The following is a 21,041-nucleotide window of genomic DNA, read 5'->3' as shown; positions in this document are numbered from 1 at the left end:
CTTCCAATTTGGCTGAAGAGAAGGATATCTTATATATGTAGAGATAGATGTAAATTACATGACCAGTTCGAATGACTCTTCAGGAGCTGTTGCATCGATTTTATCCATGATACCACTCAGGATTTTTTCGACGATACGCAAACCACCCAGGTAACCCACCGTTGGGAAATAACTGTGTCCGATACGGTCGATGATTGGGAATCCCATGCGAACGAATGGAATATTCTCATCGCGAGCAATGTATTTCCCATAGGTATTACCAATAATCAAATCAACCGGCTCTTCCTTAATCCACTGGTGCATCAAGAACATATCCGCTTGAGGTCCGTTTTTGTACTTGGCTTCCGGGCAACGTTCCCCAACTAATGCTTCCATTTTCTTCGTGAAGGCTTTTCCCGGAGTTCCTGAAACAGTGTAAACTGGTTTCATATCCATATCCAACAAGAATTCGACTAATGGAAGAATGTTATCAGGGTCGCCATATACAGCTACACGTTTTCCGTACAGGTATTGGTGCATATCGGTAATAGCGTCAACTAAACGTCCGCGCTCATCGGCAATGCTTTCAGGAATCGAAACTTTACCTGCAGTTGCTAAAGCCTGAATAAAACGGTCAGTTGCTTTCAATCCAATTGGAAGGTCAGTGATATCGTAAGATACTTTGCATTTGTTGTCTAAAACTTTGGCAGCTTTTTCAGTTCCCCAAGTTCCTAGTCCAACAGTTTTCATGCTATCACCCATACTGACCATTTCAGGAATAGTTGTTCCACCTTTTGGGTACATTTCGTATTTTCCTACCATTGGAGTATCCAATACATCCGAAGTATCCGGAAGAAGTACAGATTTAACTTTCATTAATTCTGTGATTCTTTTCAACTCGCGCATGTCCGAAGGCTCTACCCAACCAGACAACAAGTTTATTTGCTTAATTTTATCGCCCGATTTTTCTGCGAAGTATTTTGCAAATGCTTCCAACATGTTGGCATAACCAGTAACGTGAGATCCAACATATGAAGGTGTTGAAGCTTGAATTACGTGTCTTCCTTCCGGAATTCTACCATCATCTCTTGCTTTCGCTACGATTTGGCCAAGGTCATCACCAATTGTTTCAGACAAACAAGTTGAGTGAACAGCGATGATTTCAGGTTCGTAAATTCCAAAGATGTTGTCGACAGCTGTCAGCAAGTTCGCTTGTCCTCCGAATACGGAAGCTCCTTCGGTAAATGAACTTGTTGCAGCCATTACCGGCTCTTTGTAGTGACGGGTTAATGCACTTCTGTGATAAGAACAGCATCCTTGTGAACCATGACTATGTGGTAAACATCCGTGCACTCCTAATGCGGCGTACATTGCTCCTACCGGCTGGCATGTTTTTGCCGGGTTAACGGTTAGGGCTTTCCGCTCTCTTACTTGATCTGTTGTATGTTTTAGTAACATGATAATTCCTCCTGTTTTTATGCGTCAATAGTCATACTTCCAACGATTTCAGGCTCATTCTTCCATGGTGTATCAACCAGTTTCCAAATATTTGTAGCCAACATACGTTGCATTTCTTTGTAGAAGTTAATTGCACCATCGAAGGCCGTATAAGGACCACCGTAGTCGTAAGAGTGCAACTGTTTTAGAGGGACGCCATATTTTTGAACAACGTATTTCTCTTTGATACCAGCACAGAATACATCCGGCTTGTAGAATTCAATCAACTTTTCAGTTTCCCAGTGGTTTACATCGTCGATAACCAGTGCGTTTTTGCTCATCTCGGGCATCATTCCAACGTAATCGCTGAATTTGTATCCGGCTTTTTCAAGCTCTGATTTTTTTGTGGCTAAGTCGTCGCGGAACAATTCTTCGTCTTTTGAAACCACGAGATCTTCGATGTTTCTGGTATCAGCGTCAATCTTGATGTTTGGAATAACCTCACGTCCTTCGTAGTCATCACGGTGGGCAAACTCATATCCGGCAGAAACAACATTGATTCCTAGTTCTTTAAAAAGATCTTGATAGTGGTGAGCACGCGAACCTCCAACAAACATCATTGCCAATTTACCTTCGACAGCCGGTCTTACTTCGGCAACAACAGCTTTCACTTTGGCCATTTCGCGTTCACAAATCTCATCAACCTTTGCGGTCAATTCAGCATCGCCAAAATACTCAGCAATCTTCTTCATTGATTTTACGGTTGACTCAGCACCAACAAAGCTGACTTTGATCCATGGAATACCGTATTTCTCTTCCATCATCTCCGCAATGTAGTTGATAGAACGATGACACATGACCATGTTCAGGTCGGCCGTATGAGAATATTCCATGCTTTCGATGGTTGAGTTACCTGAGAAAGTGGACAACAGGCTAATACCAGCTTCTTCGAATAATGCTTCAATTTCAAAAGCATCACCACCAATATTATACTCACCCAACAAGTTCACCTGGAACTTACCTTCGCGGGGGCGGTCGTTGTTACCAACAACGTTTTTAAATACACCGTTGTTAGCGATATGGTGACCTGCAGACTGAGACACTCCACGGTAACCTTCACAACTAAATCCGAAAATGTTGATTCCTAATTCAGCTTTCATTTCGCGAGAAACAGCGTGAACGTCATCACCAATCAAACCAACCGGACAAGTTGAGAAAATACCAATTGATTTTGGGTTGAACATTTCGTATGCTTCGCGAATCGCTTCTTTCAGTTTAGTTTCTCCACCAAAAACAATGTTTTCATCTTGCATATCGGTAGAGAAAGAATAGGTGATGAAGTTATCACCGCCTTCTGGAACACGTGTTTGGTTACGACGAGTCAGCCAAGCGTAAAAACTACATCCGATTGGTCCGTGCACCAGGTTAATGATGTCACGTGTTGGGCCTAATACTACCCCTTTACATCCGGCGTAAGTACAACCACGTTGTGTAATGATACCCGGAACCGTTCTTACGTTAGCAAGAATTTCCTGCTCTTTCCCCGGCTCATTAATAATCATTCCTTTGTCGCGTTTTTTAGCGACTTTTCGGGGATATTTTTTCAGAATCTCTTCTTTCAGTTGAGAAGGATCTGGTAATCCGTTAGTATAATCTTTTTTCTTAACCATAACTTTTCAATTTTATCAAAGGATTGTAGTTCCTGTTTCACCGGTGCGGACACGAATAGCGTCGCCTAAAGGCAATACGAATATCTTTCCGTCGCCCGGGCTGGACGTTTGGTTCACCTCAATGATGGTGTCAATCGTAGTTTGAATGTTTTCGTCAGAAACAGCAATATTTAAAACACGCTGAGGTCTGAGTCTGGGTTCTTTTCCAAGGAGAGCTAATGCTTCGGGTTGGTCGTTTTTCACACCTTCCAAAACTTTAGCATCCCATAATCCTTTTCCACGTCCGAAGACTTTTCCTGTGGCAGTCATTGAAGTAATGCCTGCTTCGGTTAAGGCCTTCTTGGTGGCGTTCATTTTATCGATGCGTATAATCGCTAATATCATTTTCATAGTCCTGGATTTTATCGGGTTTATAACTCTTTCGATCCACGACTAATGGTATAAGCTTCATCGACTGGGGTCACAAAGATTTTTCCGTCTCCGAATGCTCCTTTGGGTTCGGTAATCGCTGCATCCATGATGGCTTTTAATGCGAAGTCTTTGTCTTCGTCGTTTACCACCACGATCAACATTTCCTTTGGTAGCTCATCGTAAGTAACATCGCCAATTTTGATACCACGTTGTTTTCCGCGACCAACAACTGGAATTTTGGTTACCGCGGGATACCCAGCTTCAAAAAGGGCTGTCAATACTTTACTTGATTTTTCGGGGCGGATGATTGCTCTGATCATTAACATATCTGTGTTCTCCTATTTTTTTTGTTAGTTGACTTATTAAAGACGGGGTGATAAATTAGTTGGCGATACCGAAATCGATCAACAGTTTCTCCAAGGTATCCATTTCTAATGGCGTTGGAACAACGAACATTTCGTTTGCATCGATAGCAGCAGCAAGTTGAGCGTACTCAGCAGCCTGTGGGTGGTCAGGAGCGAATTCGATTACTGTTTTACGATTAATTTCTGCATGTTGAACCATATTGTCGCGAGGTACAAAGTGAATCATTTGAGTTCCCAGCTGACGGGCAAGCTCTTGGATCATCTCTGCTTCGTTATCAACTTTACGAGAGTTACAAATCAATCCACCTAAACGTACTGAACCAGCTTGAGCGTATTTCTTAATTCCCTTACAGATGTTGTTTGCAGCATACATCGCCATCATCTCACCAGAAACTACAATGTAAATTTCTTCAGCTTTACCGTCACGAATAGGCATGGCGAATCCACCGCATACAACGTCACCAAGTACATCATAAAAAGTATAGTCAGTTTCATATTTTTCATCCCAAGCGCCTAATTGCTCCAACAGGTTGATAGAAGTAATGATACCACGACCGGCGCAACCAACACCTGGTTCAGGACCACCTGACTCAACACAACGAACATCACCGTAACCTCTTTTGATTACATCATCAATTTCAACATCTTCACCTTCTTCACGAAGTGTATCCAAAACTGTTTTCTGTGCCAGTCCACCTAATAAAAGACGGGTTGAATCGGCTTTAGGATCACAACCTACTACCAATACATTTTTTCCCATTTTTACTAATCCTGCTACTGTGTTTTGCGTTGTGGTAGATTTACCAATACCACCTTTTCCATAAATTGCTATCTTTCTCATCTTTTAAAATTTTTGAGGGTTTAACATTTTTCTCTTTGGCCTTCCCCTTTACGAGAAGGATGCCAAAACTCCAATAGAGGAATCCAATGACACCATAAACAAAATCTATATTCTTGATTTTATGAAACTTAAACCCGCTACACTTTTTTGGCACGGCTTTTTACACCTTCCGGATTTCCTACATTTTTGTAAGAAGCGCCTATTTCAACTACATTTCATGTTAAAAAGCATAAAGCCCTAAATTTAGGGCGTTCCGAGGGTGTTAATATAGGCTTAACCTACATTTATGTGGGAAATGGCGATTTAGGAAAACGAGTGCTCCGGTTGGATTCTACTTCTTCTATAATCCTATCTGGCGATGCCTGTACCAATAAAGAAAATTCTTGAAGCTGACTATCCCCGCGGTAAAGTCTCGTGGAATTATTTGATTGAAAAAATCGCAAAAAATTAACCTCTCCCATATTAAAAGCGATCTTCTTTTTTGATCGTGTTGGATTGTCCGATACAATTCTTATCTTTTCAAAAAAACAAATTACACCTATGGGTATGCTCATCTTTTATCTGGTATTGGCATTGGGAATTTCATTTTTGTGTTCCATTCTTGAGTCGGTGCTTCTTTCGGTCAACATGTCTTTTATCTATTTAAAAGAAGAAGGTGGCAGTCGGCCTGCGAAAGTTTTGAAAAAACTAAAGAACCAGATCGACCGCCCTCTCGCAGCAATCTTAACTTTAAATACAATGGCTCATACTATTGGAGCAGCAGGTGTTGGATCGGAAGCCACCAAGTTGTTCGGTGAAGTTTATTTTGGAATCATTTCAGCCGTGCTCACGATCCTGATTCTGGTATTCTCCGAAATCATTCCCAAAACGATTGGCGCTCAATTCTGGAGGCAGCTTTCATTGCCTTCCGCCAGAATTATACAGGTACTTATCGCTATCACCTATCCATTGGTTCTACTCACTGAGTTTATAACCAAGCTAATTTCAAAAGGAAGCAAAAAAGAATCCGTTAGTCGGGAGGAAGTCGCCATGCTGGCATCTCTGGGACTGGATGAAGGTATTTTTAAAGAAACTGAAAGCAAAATAATCATCAACCTGATCCGGCTGAGAGACATCAAGGTCAAAGACATTATGACTCCCCGAACCGTTATGCTCACAGCCGCTGAAACCATGACACTTGCTGAATTTTTCGGGCAGGAAAATTTTTTCCAGTTTTCACGCATTCCTATTTTTCAGGAAAGCGTTGATAAAATATCCGGCTATGTACTCAAACAAGATGTGATGGAAAAGCTGGCTGCCGGAGAAAATAACAATCAGATTAAGAACCTGAAAAGGGATATTATTGTGAGCTACGAAAATATCACCGTGCCAGTACTTTTCGAAAAACTACTTTTCAAAAAAGAACACATCTCCCTGATTATAAATGAATATGGTGGAACAGAAGGACTGGTAACGATGGAAGATATTATTGAAACGATTTTGGGGCTTGAAATCACCGACGAAAGAGACATTCAAACCGACATGCAAGAACTAGCCCGCGAGCGTTGGGCAAAACGGACTAAACACATCAATATTAAGTGAGCGACAGCGACAGATAATGGTGTAGCAATAGCCTAATTCAATACTAAAACTCTTTAAAACAGCAAGCTATGCAGACGCCCCATGTGATACCTGCAAATACTTAAATATTTATTGCTCATTTGGTACTATATTTGGCAGAATAGACCTAATTTTAGGTTTGAAAATCGTTTTAATGATTGATTTATGCGCATAAAACTATCTATCCTATTTTTATTTCTTTTCCTAACAGGTTTTTCACAGGTAGCACCCAAACGAGAATTTAGAGGAGCCTGGGTCGCAACGGTAAATAATATTGACTGGCCTTCAAAGGCAGGGATGAGCGCAGCGCGGCAAAAATACGAAGCGATCGCGATACTTAACCTTCTTCAAAAAACGGGAATGAATGCCGTAATTCTGCAAATTCGTCCTTGTTCCGACAGCTTTTACCCGTCAGACCTTGAACCCTGGTCCAGATACCTGTCCGGAAAACCCGGAGAGGATCCAGGCTATGATCCGCTGCAATTTTGGATCGAACAATGTCACCTGAGAAATATGGAGTTCCATGCCTGGATAAACCCATTCAGAGTTGCTTTGAAATACGATGAACCATTGGCTTCAAACCACATTGCTTTTCAACATAAGGACTGGGTACTCAAATATGGTAATTCGCTGTACTTTGACGCCGGTATGCCAGAAGCCAGGCAATTTATCACAGACGTGGTCATTGATATTGTCCGCCGATATGACATTGATGCTATCCACTTTGACGACTATTTTTACCCCTACCCGATTATTGGTGAAGCCTTCCCTGATAGCACTTCTTTTAAAAAGCATGGTGGAAATTTTGCCGAAAATCAACTTGAAGACTGGCGGAGAAATAATGTTGACCTTACGATTGAAAAATTGAGCAATGCCGTTAAATCAGTTAAGCCGTGGGTGAAATTTGGCATTAGTCCGTTTGGTGTCTGGCGTAACATTGCAAATGATCCACTTGGCTCGAAAACATCAGCTGGCAATACCAATTACGACCACCTGTATGCCGATGTCGTCAAATGGATGAAGAATAGCTGGATTGATTACTTGATGCCTCAAATTTATTGGCACATTGGACATCCGGCAGCCGACTTTGAAACGCTCTGCCACTGGTGGAAATTACATACCTACGAACGAGCCCTCTATGTTGGCCATGCGCTTTATAAAATAAACCCGTCATCATCAATCATTGAGTGGCAACAAGCTGACCAACTACCCAAACAGGTCAGACTCGTGCGCCAAATTCCGGAAATACAAGGTAGTGCTTTTTTTAGTGCCCACCATTTTTATCGCGACATAATTGGGTTTCAAGATACCCTGGAAAATCAGCTCTATAAGTATCCGGCATTAATCCCTGAAATGCCTTGGATTGACAACCAGTCACCGACGGAACCACGAAAAGTGAAAAAAGGATGGGGAAAAGTGCTGAAATGGAAAAAAGACAAATCGGAAATTGAGTTGGATAAGACAAATCGTTACATCGTATACAGGAATAAAGTTGGACAACAATTTGACCCCAATGACCCGCGATTTATTTTCAAAATAACTCCGGAGAACAAGATTCACCTCACAAAGAAAGACAATGAGGTGGAATATGAATTTAGGGTTTCTGCACTCGATAGGCTGAACAATGAAAGTAAAATCTCGAATCCTGTTATTATTAAATTGTAATTCATGACTCAGCAAATTGATTGTTTTATTGCTTTCACGGGCCAATCAGAAACACAAGATGTCATCAATCAACTTCGTAAATCGAAACAGGTTCAATCTATTTCTGTGATTAGCACTGAAAAGCAAAACCTAACAGGAGCAGAATTAATACTTGCCGACCAGATTTATTCAACCGACTGCATCAATAAAATTGCAGAAGCGACAACAAATCAATATGCATTTCTGGCTCTTCAAAACACCAAATTGGGTTTTGGGCAGTTCCCAATCGAACGACTTCTTCAACTAGCACATGCGAGCCAGGCAAGCATGTGCTATTCCGATTATACCGAAGTGAAAGAAGGCGTCCGGTCAAATCATCCGGTAATTGATTATCAACTGGGAAGTCTTCGTGACGATTTTAACTTTGGGCCCGTTCAACTATATCGCAACGATGTGTTGAAAGCATTTTTGGCTGAAAAACATCCCGATTGGAAACAGGCCGGATATTATGCTTTGCGTTTACAAGCTTCGAGAATGGGCGACATTTGCCGTGTGCCTGAATTTTTAGTTGGCATGACCGAAACCGACATCCGCAAATCGGGCGAAAAACAATTTGATTACGTGAGTGACGATGCCCGCGAAAAGCAAGTTGAAATGGAGCAAGCCTGTACAGAGCATTTGAGAGCAATTGGAGGTTTTCTGCAACATCCGTTCAAGTCGATTCTTTTTGAAGGCGAGTTTCCCGTTGAAGCCACCGTGGTTATTCCTGTTCGCAACCGGATTAAAACGATTCAGGATGCCATAGATTCGGTGCTGGATCAAAAAACCGAATTCCCATTCAACCTAATTGTTGTTGATAATCATTCGACTGACGGAACAACAGAGCTATTGAGCAAATATGAAGATGAACGTCTGATACATGTAATTCCTGAATCAAATAGCTTAGGAATTGGTGGCTGCTGGAACGAAGCAGTTTTCCACCCATCATGCGGAAAGTTTGCCGTTCAATTAGATAGTGATGATCTGTATTACGACGAAACGACCCTGCAACAGGTGGTCGATAAATTTTACGAGGAGCAATGTGCCATGGTCATTGGATCGTACCAAATGTATGACTTTCAATTGGAGAAAATTCCTCCCGGCCTGATTGACCACAAAGAATGGACTGCAGAGAATGGTCCAAACAATGCCCTTCGGATTAACGGACTTGGAGCGCCGCGTGCTTTTTACACTCCTGTGTTGCGAGACATTCGCATTCCAAACACCAGTTATGGAGAAGATTATGCGGTAGGCCTGGCTATTTCCCGAACCTATAAAATAGGCCGTATTTACAATCCGATTTACCGCTGTCGACGTTGGGAAGAAAACTCGGATGCTTCGCTGGATATTTCCAAAGAAAACACGCACAATGCATACAAAGACAGCTTGAGGACTTTTGAGTTAAAAGCACGCATCAAACAAAACAAAGAAAACCACTGATACTTTGAGTAGCCGCAACGAAAATAGACCTTACAATTTGCCCGATGAAGTAAATAAGCTCATTCAACAGCAAAAAGAAGGATGGGAGTTGGCTCGCAAGAACTATGAAGGGCTTAAGTCCGTCAAAACAAAAACCTTCGACTTCGAAGTCTTTAAGATTATCGCTCAATTCAACCCGAAACGAATCCGATCATCTGCTGCAAAAACCGATTCCAAATCGATCCGCAAGCGGCCATGTTTTCTTTGCGAAAAGAATAAACCACAGGAACAAACCGGAATCGACTTCAATTCCAACTATTCCATTTTAATTAATCCATTTCCCATTTTCAGCGAGCATTTAACGATTCCGTTAAAAGAACATCTCCCACAAGAGATTGCCCCTTATTTTGACGATCTGCTGAAAATAAGTAGAAAATTGCCACAATTTACCTTCTTCTACAACGGACCAAAATGCGGTGCATCAGCTCCCGATCATTTTCATTTTCAGGCTTGCACTAAGAATAAAATGCCGGTTGAAATAGAAAAAAACGGAATTGCAGCAGCCTATGGAGATCTTCTTTTTCAAGATCAAACCTCAACAATTACCGCGATTGGTAACGAGTATCTTCGAAAGTTGATCCATATAAGCTCAAAATCAGAACAGGATATGATTCATCATTTTAAAATTATCATTAATTCTCTGGCAGAAAAGGGGCAAGAAGGCGAGCCAATGCTAAATCTACTTGCTAACTTTGAAGGAGATCGATGGGAGATTATTCTTTTCCCGAGAGACCAACAACGACCAACGCAGTTTTTTGCTGAAGGGCTCGATCAGATGTTGATCAGTCCGGCTTCGGTAGAAATGGGCGGCCTTGTTATTCTTCCCCGGAAAGAAGATTTTGAGAAACTCACCCAAGATGACCTGAAGGATATCTACAATCAGGTGAGCATGAACGATGAAGATTTTGAGCAATTAAAAGAAAAATTAAGAGTGCGCTTATGACAGTACAACCAACCCTGCAAGTAGGCATAATGGCCGAAGAAACCATCAGCTTCGAACTGTCTGGCGACTATACGTTGAATGGTGAACGATGCGAGTCTTATTATCAAGCGACCATTGAAGACGACCTGATCATTGTAAAATCGAAAAATGAACCAATACTCACCGATAAAGAATTCATCTTTCACTCAACCAATATTGACGATTCTTTTTTGCTCGAACAGGTTACCATTGGCATTAACTTCCATTGGGAACAAAGAGAGAACCAACGCTTTCGCGGCGACTTAAAACTACTGATTGAAGACGGTAAAGTGAGGGCTGTTAATGTTGTTCCACTTGAAGAATACCTTCGGTCGGTCATTTCTTCGGAAATGAGTGCGAGCAGCTCGACCAGCTTACTCAAAGCACATGCGGTTATTTCGCGAAGTTGGTTGCTGGCTCAAATGGAAAAGAGCAAAAGGTTAAAAGCTGCTTCAACAAATTCTCCTTCAACACAGCAAAACGAAACCGAACACATCCGTTGGTACGATCGAGAAGACCACCAGCTGTTTGATGTCTGTTCCGACGATCATTGCCAACGCTACCAAGGCATTTCCAAAATCATCGGCAAAAAAGCCAGCCAGGCTATTGATGAAACTTTTGGAGAAGTGTTGGTTGCCGGCGATGAAATTTGTGATGCCCGTTTCTCAAAATGTTGTGGAGGCGTTTCCGAGAATTTTGAAAACGTTTGGGAACCCGTGCGACACAGTTATCTGACAAAAATAGTTGACTCGGAGCAGGCAGCAACAACCTGTATTGACCTGCGGCAAGAGGAAGAAGCAGAGGATTGGATCAGAAATAATCCACCTGCATTTTGTAATACAGACAACAAGCAAATACTATCGCAAGTATTGCCCGACTTCGATCAGAAAACCGTTGATTTCTATCGTTGGCAAATCAGTTATCAGCAACAGGAACTTTCAGCCCTTCTGCAAAAAAAGACCGGTATTGACTTTGGCAAAATCATCCGCTTAGAAGCTGTTCAGCGGGGTCATTCTTCTCGTATCATCAAACTGAAGATTACAGGCAGCAAGCAAACGTTAGTAATTGGCAAGGAGCTGGAAATCCGTCGGGCACTGTCCAAATCTCATTTGTACAGTTCAGCTTTTGTGGTCGATCATTTGGGTGAACAAAATGGCATTCCGCAACAATTTGTGATCAACGGAGCCGGCTGGGGACATGGCGTTGGCCTCTGCCAAATTGGGGCAGCCGTAATGGGCGAAAAAGGCTTCAACTACCAATCCATATTAAAACACTATTTTCAAGGATCAGATTTGAAGAAAATATATTGAAAGTTGACACGAGCATGTAAAAGTCATTCCATGCCAGTTCCATCAAATACCGATAAAAATTAAATTTAAAATGAAACGAGCATGTTTAGTCAAAACACAAGACGTAACGATTAAAGTGCGAGTTCCATATGATACCTTATAAATAAACAATTGTAATCATATGAAAAAAGCCACAACCCGCAATGCCTGGGCTTGGATTCCCTCTCTGTATTTTGCTGAAGGTTTGCCCTACGTTTTTGTAATGACCGTTTCGGTAATCATGTACAAGCGGCTGGACATTTCCAACACCGACATTGCACTATACACCAGTTGGCTTTATTTACCTTGGGTCATCAAACCCATTTGGAGCCCGATTGTGGACAACCTCCGCACCAAACGATTCTGGATCATCAGCATGCAAATACTCGTTGGCGGAGCACTTGCCGGAGTGGCGTTTACCCTACCCATGAGCAATTTCTTGCAATACAGTCTGGCCTTCCTTTGGTTGATGGCTTTTAGCTCGGCTACCCATGATATTGCTGCCGATGGCTTTTACATGCTTGGGCTTTCCAAACACGACCAGGCATTTTTTGTGGGCATTCGAAATACGTTTTACCGTTTTGCCATGCTAGCCGGACAAGGGCCCTTGGTTATTCTGGCGGGCCACATGGAAACCATCGCCAACAATACGTCGTGGGCATGGAGCATCACCTTCTTTATTTTTGCAGCGCTGTTTGCTGCCTTTTCGCTCTACCACCTGTTCATTCTGCCCTACCCAAAAACCGATCAGAAACGGGGAGACAAAAGCATGCAAGAAATAATGGCCGACTTTGGAGAAACTTTTGTTTCTTTCTTCAAAAAAGAAGGCATCTGGACCGGACTAACTTTCATTTTAGTTTTTCGTTTAGGAGAGGCACAACTAGCGAAATTGGCTTCTCCGTTTCTGCTTGATGACGCATCGGCAGGAGGCCTCGGGCTCACGACCAGCAACATCGGCTTCGTATACGGAACTGCCGGCATTATTGCTCTAACACTTGGGGGGATACTGGGAGGCATTGCCGTTTCAAAACATGGAATTAAAAAATGGCTTTGGCCAATGGTCATTGCCATGAACTTACCCAATCTGGTCTACGTTTTTCTGGCCTTTGTTCAAACGCAACAACTCGGAATCATTACCGCTTCGGTTGTGATTGAACAGTTTGGCTATGGATTTGGGTTTACCGCTTATATGCTCTACATGATTTACCTTTCGGATGGCGAGCACAAGACAGCCCACTACGCGCTGTGTACCGGTTTCATGGCTTTGGGAATGATGTTGCCGGGAATGATTAGTGGATGGATCCAGGACATGATTGGCTATCAATATTTTTTCATCTGGGTCATGTTATGCACAATCCCCGGCTTTGTGATTGTCAACTTCCTGAAAATTGATCCGAATTTCGGCACGAAAGAAAAATAAAAAAAGCCTGACTTTAATGAGTCAGGCTCTCAAAATACTTTTTGCACAAACTATTCCGTGTATTCGGCATTGTTCAAGAACTCGTAACTTTTCTCAACACTCACCATCGGCTCAAAGTTGTATCGTTCAACCTCAACAATATAATCTTTCATTCCCGCTTTTTCAGCAGCCTCGAAAATTGGTTTGAAATCCATCTCGCCACTTTCTCCCAGCTCTTTTTCATCCTTTACATGGTATAGCTCGAAACGACCAGGATATTTTTCGAAGTAGTCCAATGCGCTTTTTCCACCTTGCTGAATCCAGTATAAGTCCAATTCAAACATCACCTTATCCGGATCGGTATTCTCAACCAGATAATCGTAAAAAAGATGTCCATCCAGCTCTGTTTCAAACTCATGAGCGTGGTTGTGGTATCCAAACCGAATTCCCGCGTCATTACACATCGCTCCAACCTTATTGTAATAGTCACAATACATTTGCAAGGTATCCAAACTCCGGTAGGCTTCCTGTCCCATTGATGGTTTAACAATCCATTCAGCCGCGGCTTCTTTGTGAGCAGTAATGCATTGTTCCCACCAAGTCATGGCTTCATCCCACTCATCTTCCTTAGGCAAGTTTATCCCGGTATGAGAACCTTTCATACTCATACCATTTTTCGCCAAAAGAGCTTTGAATGCGGAAGGCTCCATTCCATAAAATTTTCCATCACCATATCCTGCTGCTTCAACATAAGCATAACCAATCTCTCCAAGTTTCGCAATTGTTAACTCGGGGCTACTTTTCATGTCATCGCGAACCGACCAAAGTTGAATACCAATTTCCTTCTCGTTATCAGAACCGGTCGTACAACTCGAAAAAATTAGTGACGTGCATGTGGCAAAGAAAAGGGCAAAGAACAACGCTTTACCGTAAAAAAAAGACTTTTTCATTTTTTAGGTTTTAATAGATTATAGTTGGTAAAAAAATCAGTTTCAAAGATAACGAAATTCATTTTAATGCTCAGACCAATGCTTAAACATAAACACGAACTGAAAATCGAATCAAATTCCTCCTTTCTATTCACAATCATTAACAACAAAATACCTCTACGTCTTTAAACTATTGTCCAATGGCAGTGTCATAATGGATAGATAACCAAAATATTTAAAATGAAAGTTAATTTACTCTTAGCCATAACAATCTTATTTACAAGCTACACAACAATTGCTCAGCCCCCAAAACCGAATCCCGATGAATCTCCTTCGCTTAGCAAAGCAGTTATCAGCGGTAAAATTATTGATGCCGGAACCGGCAAAGCAATGGAATATGCTAATTTCTCCATCTTCTTATCGCAAGACTCATCGCTGGTTTCGGGCGGTATTACCAACGCAAATGGCGAATTTGTAATTCGGAAAATTGATTTTGGCACCTACTACGCCGAAGCTAACTTTATCGGGTTTAATAAAGTGCGTATTAACAATATCACGATAACAGCAGACAATCGACAAGTAAACATGGGCGTGTTACGGCTTGAGCCTTCGAATCAGGAAATTGGAACGGTTGATGTTGTGGCGGATCGTTCGAGAGTTGAATATAAAATTGATAAAAAAGTAATCAACGTCAGTCAGGACATAAATGCAACAGGAGGAACAGCTGTGGATGTGCTGGAGAATACCCCTTCAGTTGAAGTCGATATTGAAGGAAATGTCAGCGTACGAGGGTCTTCAAATTTTACGGTGCTTATTGACGGTAAGCCAAGCGTACTGGAAGGCAATGATGCCTTGCGGCAACTACCGGCATCAGTAATTGAAAACATTGAGATCATTACCAATCCGTCAGCAAAATACGATCCGGATGGGATGGCAGGAATCATAAACATTGTGATGAAGAAAAATATCCTTTCAGGATTCAATGGTATTTTAAATGCCATGATTGGCAGCCGTGATAAATACCGGACAGACTTAACGCTGAATTACAAAACAAAAAAAACCAACTTGTTTTTTGGAGCCGACATTAGCGATGAAACCTATTATGGAAGTGGAAATTCGTATCGGGAAACCTACCAAGGCGACACCACGACTTACCTCATATCAGACGGCGACCGCAATTATGGGCGAAGTGGACACCGCTTAAAAGGTGGAGTTGACATCTACTTAACTGATTTAGCAACCTTAACTTTTTCAGGAACGTACGGCGAATATGGACGAGAAAGTGGTGGAATGGGTAATGTCCACGAATATAAAGTTCCGGGAGATTATGACGTTTACTCGGTAGAAGATGAAAACTCGAAAAGGGAAGGCACCTACTACAACACAAACATCAACTTTCAACAAAAATTTAATGAAGACGGAACGCATAAACTGGATGCACTATTTTACTATTCGAATAGTGTAGGCGACGATTATGAATTTGAAGACGAATATTATACGAACGAAAATTATGAGCGAACTGAAGGCTATTTAGCCCGGGTAAAAACCCTCGAAACAGAGGATGAAGACGAATATCGAATTGAATTGGATTACACCAAACCAATTGGAGATGATGGTCGCTTTGAAGCCGGTCTGCAAAGTCGTATCGATCGCGAATTTGAAGATTATTCGTTCAACGATTGGGACAATAGCGCCAATGATTATATTGATAACCCACAGTTTTCGAGTTCGCAACATTTTAAAAGAGATATTATCGCCGGGTATTCCACTTTTGCCAACGGAATCGGTAATTTCAAATATCAACTCGGACTACGCGGAGAATATACCAACCGGAGTATTGAACACGAGAAAGCTGCAACCCCCGCAGAAATTAACCGTTTCGATGTATTTCCAACGCTTCATTTCTCGTACGAATTTCTGAACAAATTACAATTGATGACCAGCTATAGCCGACGTATTGACCGTCCCGGAGGTCGTGATCTTGACCCGTTCCCCAATTACTATAACCGCTACACCATCCGCTACGGGAATCCGGAACTAAAGCCGGAATATACCGATTCATATGAGTTGGGAGTCATGAAAAACTATGGCAAGTCTTTCGTCTCTCTTGAAGGTTTTTACCGGGTAACCAACAATTTAATCACCCGAGTTACTGAACTGGGCGACGATGGCATTTTCTATCTTAATACGATGAACCTGAACAACGATTATTCCCTCGGATCTGAATTGATGGGAAATCTGAATATCGACGACTGGTTGATTTTCAACTCCAGTTTATCTGTTTATCGTTACCGTATTGAAGGCGAAGTTTTAGGCGAATCAATTGACAGAAAAAGCACCAACTATACCGGACGCTTAAATACCACGGTGAAATTTGCTCCGGATTCTCGTTTGCAATTAACAGGTTTTTACAGGGGACCGTCAGTTTCAGCTCAAGGCGAGCGTTCCAGTTTCTTTTTTACGAACATTTCCTATCGACAGGATTTACTAAAACGAAAACTAACTGCAACGCTTAGCTTGAGAGATGTCTTTGGTACAATGAAATTTGAACGAACTTCATCCGGAATCGACTTCACCGATACCTATAGGCGAGAACGAGAATCTCAAGTTGTAACTTTAACCCTGAGTTATAAAATCAATAATTTCAAAATGGATCGCTCAAGTGGTGCCGATGGTGTAAGAGAGGTAGAATATGATGATGGAGGATTTTAATTCGTTTTTTTTACAGTTTTAGAGTTAGTTTGTTTGTTAAAAAGGAGGTCATATCGACCTCCTTTCTTATCCAGTTTAAAACATAAAAAAAGGATGCTCGAACGAACATCCTTTTGATACTAATATAAACCTCTAATCTTACTTGTTATGGTATTTTCTTACAATGTTGCTTGTCCTGGCTCCCAGTCACAAGGAGTTAGCTGCCCTGTTTGAAGCGCTTCTAAAACACGCAATACTTCAGGAACATTCCGGCCTATCGCCAGATCATTTACACTCACCCAACGAATGATACCTTTATCATCAATTATAAATGTTGCCCGGTAAGCAATTTTCTCATTTTCTTCTAAAATTCCAAGATCCTCTGCCAATGACTTCGAAGTATCAGCCAACATCGGAAATTTCAATTTTTTCAAACCAGCATGATCATTTCTCCAAGCTAAGTGAACGTATTCTGAATCTGTAGACGCTCCAATTAAATTGGCATCCAATTTTTTAAAATCCTCGTAATGATCATTGAATGCTGTAATTTCTGTTGGACACACAAAAGTGAAATCTTTAGGCCACCAAAAAACAACACTCCATTTACCATCGATATCTTTATTTGAAATAGTATCAAATTCTTTACCGGCATCTAGCGAAACTACGGCAGTTTTTTCGAACTCTGGAAATTTTTGTCCTATTGTTAACATGATCTTATCGTTTTTAATTGTGATTGAATAAAAAATTATAGAACAAAGATAAAGGTAGACGGCATACCAATCAAATTGATTTTTTTTATTCGAAATAGACAAAAGCTATATTCAATAGCAACGAAACAAACTCCTCTTATCAACACAACCCGCAAGTAATTAACAAAAAAAAGAACTCCTGTTCGCCAAACTAATAATTTGTGCTTATGTCTAAAGAATTATATCTTTATCGCGTCTTTCGAATTTCTTAAATTTTCGAAAAACAGATACACCTAAATCAAATAAATAGTAAACCATGAAAAAGCTTTCAAAAGAATCGAAGCAATTTTCTAGAAGGTCATTCCTGGGCACTGCCGCAACGGCAGCTGCCGGAATCACAATTCTTCCCAGCAATGTTATTGCTGGTCTTGGGCACAAAGCTCCTAGTGATAAACTAAATATCGTTGGAGTTGGAGTCGGCGGTATGGGCTTTGCAAACCTGAAAAATCTGGAGTCGGAAAACATCATTGGTCTTTGCGATGTCGACTGGAAATATGCAAAGAATTGTTTCGACCATTTCCCAAAAGCCAAAAAGTACAAAGACTGGCGAAAAATGTATGATGAGATGGGCAAAGAGTTCGATGCTGTAGTAATTGCCACAGCCGACCATACCCATGCCATTACTGCTGCCCATGCCATTACTATGGGAAAGCACGTTTACCTGCAAAAACCTTTGACCCACACTGTTTATGAATCACGTTTGCTGACCAAACTTGCTGACCAATACAATGTGGCAACTCAAATGGGAAATCAGGGAGCCTCAGGAGCAGGTGTTGCTGAAACATGTGAGCTGATTTGGAGTGGTGCCATCGGCGAAATAACAAAAGTTGAAGCATTTACCGACCGTCCGATATGGCCTCAGGGTTTGAATACTCCTGAACAGGGTCAATGGGTACCTGACACACTGGATTGGGATCTCTTTGTTGGGCCTGCAAAAATGCGTCCTTACAACGAAATTTACCATCCCTGGAACTGGCGTGGCTGGTGGGATTATGGAACAGGTGCGTTAGGAGATATGGCCTGCCACATCCTTCACCCCGTGTTTGAAGGATTGAAATTAGGCTATCCAACAAAAGCACAGGGCAGTTCAACCTTGTTGTTAAACGACTGTGCTCCAACTTCGCAAGCTGTAAAACTAACTTTCCCCGAAAGAGAAAAAGTAGGAAAAGTAAAAATGCCTGAAGTAGAAGTAAACTGGTTTGATGGAGGTATTAAGCCGATGTTGCCCGACAATTGGCCAGCCGGTAAAAATCCAAACAAATCTGGTGGCGGTACTTTTTTCTATGGAACAAAAGGGACACTGCACGTTGGCTGTTATGGTGTACAACCCGAAATTATTGGAGGCGAAACTCCTAAGGTTGCCAAAACAGAAAGAAGAGTGGAAGACGAATTAGGCTTAGCATGGAACAAAGGAGCTCATGAAATGGACTGGGTTCGTGCTTGTAAAGAAAAAGCTGAGAACAGAAAACCAACCACTTCCGATTTTGCTGAAGCAGGCCCATTCAACGAAATGGTTGTTATGGGAGTGCTTGCTGTTCGCTTGCAAGCTTTAAACAAAACACTTGAGTGGGACGGTGAAAACATGAAATTCACAAACATTGGAGATGATGAGGTTATTAAAACCGTTGTAAGAGATGGTTTCAAAATCCACGATGGTCATCCAACTTTTGATAAGACCTGGACTGATCCGGTTCCTGCAAAAGAATTTGCAGCTGAATTGATCAAGCATGATTATCGTAAGCCATGGAGCTTGCCAGATATGCCAGCTTAATTAGTGAATTCAATTTCAATTAGATAACAACGGGGTAAGATTTTTTCTTATCCCGTTTTCTATTTACGGTGAAACCCCGGTTTCACTTCCCAAAAAATTGCACTTCACAAAACCAACATTTCTTACTAAATTGCTTTCCGCATTTTCAAACAATCAACCCGATGAAATCAAAAAATAGTGCACTGAGCCGCAGACGTTTTATCCAATCGACAGGTGTCGCTTTGGCCGGATTCACCATCTTACCAAGCCACGTTGTTGGGGGAATGGGACATAAAGCACCAAGCGACAAACTCAACATCGCAGGTATTGGTGTTGGAGGAATGGGCTACCGCAACCTGAAAAATATGGAGACTGAAAATATTGTTGCCCTATGTGATGTGGACTGGAAGTATGCAAACAGAAATTCGTTTCGCGAATGGCCAACTGCTCCACAATACAAAGACTACCGGGTAATGTTTGAAGAGCAAAATGACATTGATGCTGTTATGATCGCAACGCCGGATCATTCGCATGCACTACCAGCGTTAATGGCTATGCGCCAGGGAATGCATGTCTACCTGCAACAACCGCTGACGCATTCGATATACGAAAGTCGGGTATTAACAGAAACCGCCCGGAAGTACAATGTGGCCACACAAATGGGGAATCAGGGCAGCTCAAACGATGACATTCGCAAAATTTGTGAATGGATATGGGCTGGAAAAATTGGCGACATCACCAGAGTAGATGCCTGGACAAACCGACCGATTTGGCCTCAGGAGTTAGAAAGACCAAAAAAGGAAATGCGCATCCCGAAAACGCTGGATTGGGACTTATTTATTGGTCCGGCCGAGTACCGTCCATACAACGAAATTTACACCCCCTGGAACTGGCGTGGCTGGTGGGATTTTGGCACAGGTGCTCTTGGCGACATGGGCTGTCATGTTCTCGCCCCCGCTTTTAAAGCGCTGAAACTGGAATACCCTATTTCGGTGCAAGGAAGCTCCACTCCTGTAAACACGGAATCGCCTCCTAATGCTGAAATGGTGATTTATGAATTCCCGGCGCGCGACAACTTGCCCAAAGTAGCCATGCCGCCGCTGACTGTTAATTGGTACGACGGAGGTCTGCTACCTCTGCGACCTGAAGAGTTAAGTGAAGGAGAAGGAATGGGCAATGAGAGTGGCGGTTGTATTTTCTACGGCACTAAAGGAAAAATCATGTGCGGATCATTCTCTGAAAACCCAACGCTTCTGCCAAGCTCAGAAATGGCAAACTTTAAACAACCCGAAAGAATCATACGTCGAATCCCCAATGCCATGAATGGTGGTCATGAACAAGACTGGATTCGGGCTTGCAAAGAATCACCGGAAAACAGACTAGCACCATCTTCCAACTTCGATTATGCCGGCCCGTTAAATGAAATGGTGGCTATGGGCAACCTGGCAGTTCGTTTACAAAGTCTTCAACGCAAGTTATTGTGGGATGGAACAAATATGCGTTTCACCAATATCGGAAGTAATGACCAATTACAAATACTGACTCGTGATGATTTTGAAATGACTAAAGGCGATCCGAAATTCAACAAGGAATACACGACACAATCGGCAAAACAAATGGCTGAAGAATGGATTCGCCACACCTACCGCCAAGGTTGGGAGCAGATTTAAATGAATTCTTTTGTTCGTTAAACTCAATGGTACCAGATATCCACATCACAACTCTTTCATAATAAATTCGGGGATCAGCCCATTAAGGATCGTCATGGTT

General features: G+C 41.9%; 16 protein-coding genes. 9 read left to right on the top strand and 7 right to left on the bottom strand.

Annotation, left to right across the window (positions count from 1 at the left end):
- Positions 1-54 precede the first annotated feature (54 nt).
- Genes nifK through nifH form a run of 5 tightly spaced genes read right to left on the bottom strand, consistent with a single transcriptional unit; the run spans position 55 to position 4,703 of the window.
- Positions 55-1,437: a nitrogenase molybdenum-iron protein subunit beta gene (gene nifK, locus GR929_RS18460; protein ID WP_159522617.1), complete on the bottom strand. Its 1,383-nt coding sequence runs from the start codon at positions 1,435-1,437 to the stop codon at positions 55-57.
- A 17-nt stretch (positions 1,438-1,454) separates the two neighbouring features.
- Positions 1,455-3,086, bottom strand: a complete 1,632-nt coding sequence (nifD, locus tag GR929_RS18455; RefSeq protein ID WP_159522615.1) for a nitrogenase molybdenum-iron protein alpha chain — start codon at positions 3,084-3,086, stop codon at positions 1,455-1,457.
- A gap of 15 nt (positions 3,087-3,101) precedes the next feature.
- Positions 3,102-3,476 carry a P-II family nitrogen regulator gene (locus GR929_RS18450; protein ID WP_159522613.1) on the bottom strand — a complete coding sequence of 125 codons (375 nt, stop codon included), beginning with the start codon at positions 3,474-3,476 and terminating at the stop codon, positions 3,102-3,104.
- Positions 3,477-3,496: 20 nt separating this feature from the next.
- The gene (locus GR929_RS18445; RefSeq protein WP_159522611.1) at positions 3,497-3,823 is read right to left on the bottom strand and encodes a P-II family nitrogen regulator; all 327 of its coding nucleotides are present in this window, start codon (positions 3,821-3,823) and stop codon (positions 3,497-3,499) included.
- A gap of 55 nt (positions 3,824-3,878) precedes the next feature.
- Positions 3,879-4,703, bottom strand: a complete 825-nt coding sequence (gene nifH, locus GR929_RS18440; protein WP_159522609.1) for a nitrogenase iron protein — start codon at positions 4,701-4,703, stop codon at positions 3,879-3,881.
- Positions 4,704-5,243: 540 nt separating this feature from the next.
- On the opposite strand from nifH, the gene GR929_RS18435 reads away from it, so the two are divergent.
- From GR929_RS18435 to GR929_RS18410, 6 genes are all read left to right on the top strand, one after another.
- On the top strand, positions 5,244-6,284 hold the full coding sequence (locus GR929_RS18435; RefSeq protein WP_159522607.1) for a CNNM domain-containing protein: 1,041 nt from the start codon (positions 5,244-5,246) through the stop codon (positions 6,282-6,284).
- A gap of 183 nt (positions 6,285-6,467) precedes the next feature.
- Positions 6,468-7,967, top strand: coding sequence for a glycoside hydrolase family 10 protein (locus tag GR929_RS18430; RefSeq protein ID WP_159522605.1), 1,500 nt, complete (start codon positions 6,468-6,470; stop codon positions 7,965-7,967).
- A gap of 3 nt (positions 7,968-7,970) precedes the next feature.
- Positions 7,971-9,425: a glycosyltransferase family 2 protein gene (locus tag GR929_RS18425; RefSeq protein ID WP_159522603.1), complete on the top strand. Its 1,455-nt coding sequence runs from the start codon at positions 7,971-7,973 to the stop codon at positions 9,423-9,425.
- Positions 9,426-9,429: 4 nt separating this feature from the next.
- On the top strand, positions 9,430-10,407 hold the full coding sequence (locus GR929_RS18420; RefSeq protein WP_159522601.1) for a DUF4922 domain-containing protein: 978 nt from the start codon (positions 9,430-9,432) through the stop codon (positions 10,405-10,407).
- Positions 10,404-11,735, top strand: coding sequence for a SpoIID/LytB domain-containing protein (locus GR929_RS18415; protein ID WP_159522599.1), 1,332 nt, complete (start codon positions 10,404-10,406; stop codon positions 11,733-11,735). The genes GR929_RS18420 and GR929_RS18415 overlap by 4 nt, the downstream gene beginning before the upstream one ends.
- Positions 11,736-11,895: 160 nt before the next feature.
- Positions 11,896-13,173 carry an AmpG family muropeptide MFS transporter gene (locus GR929_RS18410; protein ID WP_159522597.1) on the top strand — a complete coding sequence of 426 codons (1,278 nt, stop codon included), beginning with the start codon at positions 11,896-11,898 and terminating at the stop codon, positions 13,171-13,173.
- A 50-nt stretch (positions 13,174-13,223) separates the two neighbouring features.
- On the opposite strand, the gene GR929_RS18405 is transcribed toward GR929_RS18410, so the two are convergent.
- Positions 13,224-14,102, bottom strand: coding sequence for a sugar phosphate isomerase/epimerase family protein (locus tag GR929_RS18405; protein WP_159522595.1), 879 nt, complete (start codon positions 14,100-14,102; stop codon positions 13,224-13,226).
- A gap of 219 nt (positions 14,103-14,321) precedes the next feature.
- On the opposite strand from GR929_RS18405, the gene GR929_RS18400 reads away from it, so the two are divergent.
- Positions 14,322-16,793 carry a TonB-dependent receptor domain-containing protein gene (locus GR929_RS18400; RefSeq protein WP_159522593.1) on the top strand — a complete coding sequence of 824 codons (2,472 nt, stop codon included), beginning with the start codon at positions 14,322-14,324 and terminating at the stop codon, positions 16,791-16,793.
- A 158-nt stretch (positions 16,794-16,951) separates the two neighbouring features.
- On the opposite strand, the gene GR929_RS18395 is transcribed toward GR929_RS18400, so the two are convergent.
- Positions 16,952-17,482, bottom strand: a complete 531-nt coding sequence (locus GR929_RS18395) for a peroxiredoxin (RefSeq protein ID WP_159522591.1) — start codon at positions 17,480-17,482, stop codon at positions 16,952-16,954.
- 295 nt (positions 17,483-17,777) lie between these two features.
- Between GR929_RS18395 and GR929_RS18390 the strand changes: the two genes are divergently transcribed.
- Positions 17,778-19,292, top strand: a complete 1,515-nt coding sequence (locus GR929_RS18390) for a Gfo/Idh/MocA family protein (RefSeq protein ID WP_159522589.1) — start codon at positions 17,778-17,780, stop codon at positions 19,290-19,292.
- Between the two features lie 161 nt (positions 19,293-19,453).
- A complete protein-coding gene (locus tag GR929_RS18385) occupies positions 19,454-20,941 on the top strand; it encodes a Gfo/Idh/MocA family protein (RefSeq protein ID WP_159522587.1) in 1,488 nt (495 codons plus the stop codon).
- Positions 20,942-21,041: the final 100 nt, after the last annotated feature.

This window comes from Sunxiuqinia indica (assembly GCF_009847015.1).
Lineage (GTDB): Bacteria > Bacteroidota > Bacteroidia > Bacteroidales > Prolixibacteraceae > Sunxiuqinia > Sunxiuqinia indica.
Note: the sequence above shows the minus strand (reverse complement) of the source record. Positions and strands in the feature narration are given on the sequence as shown.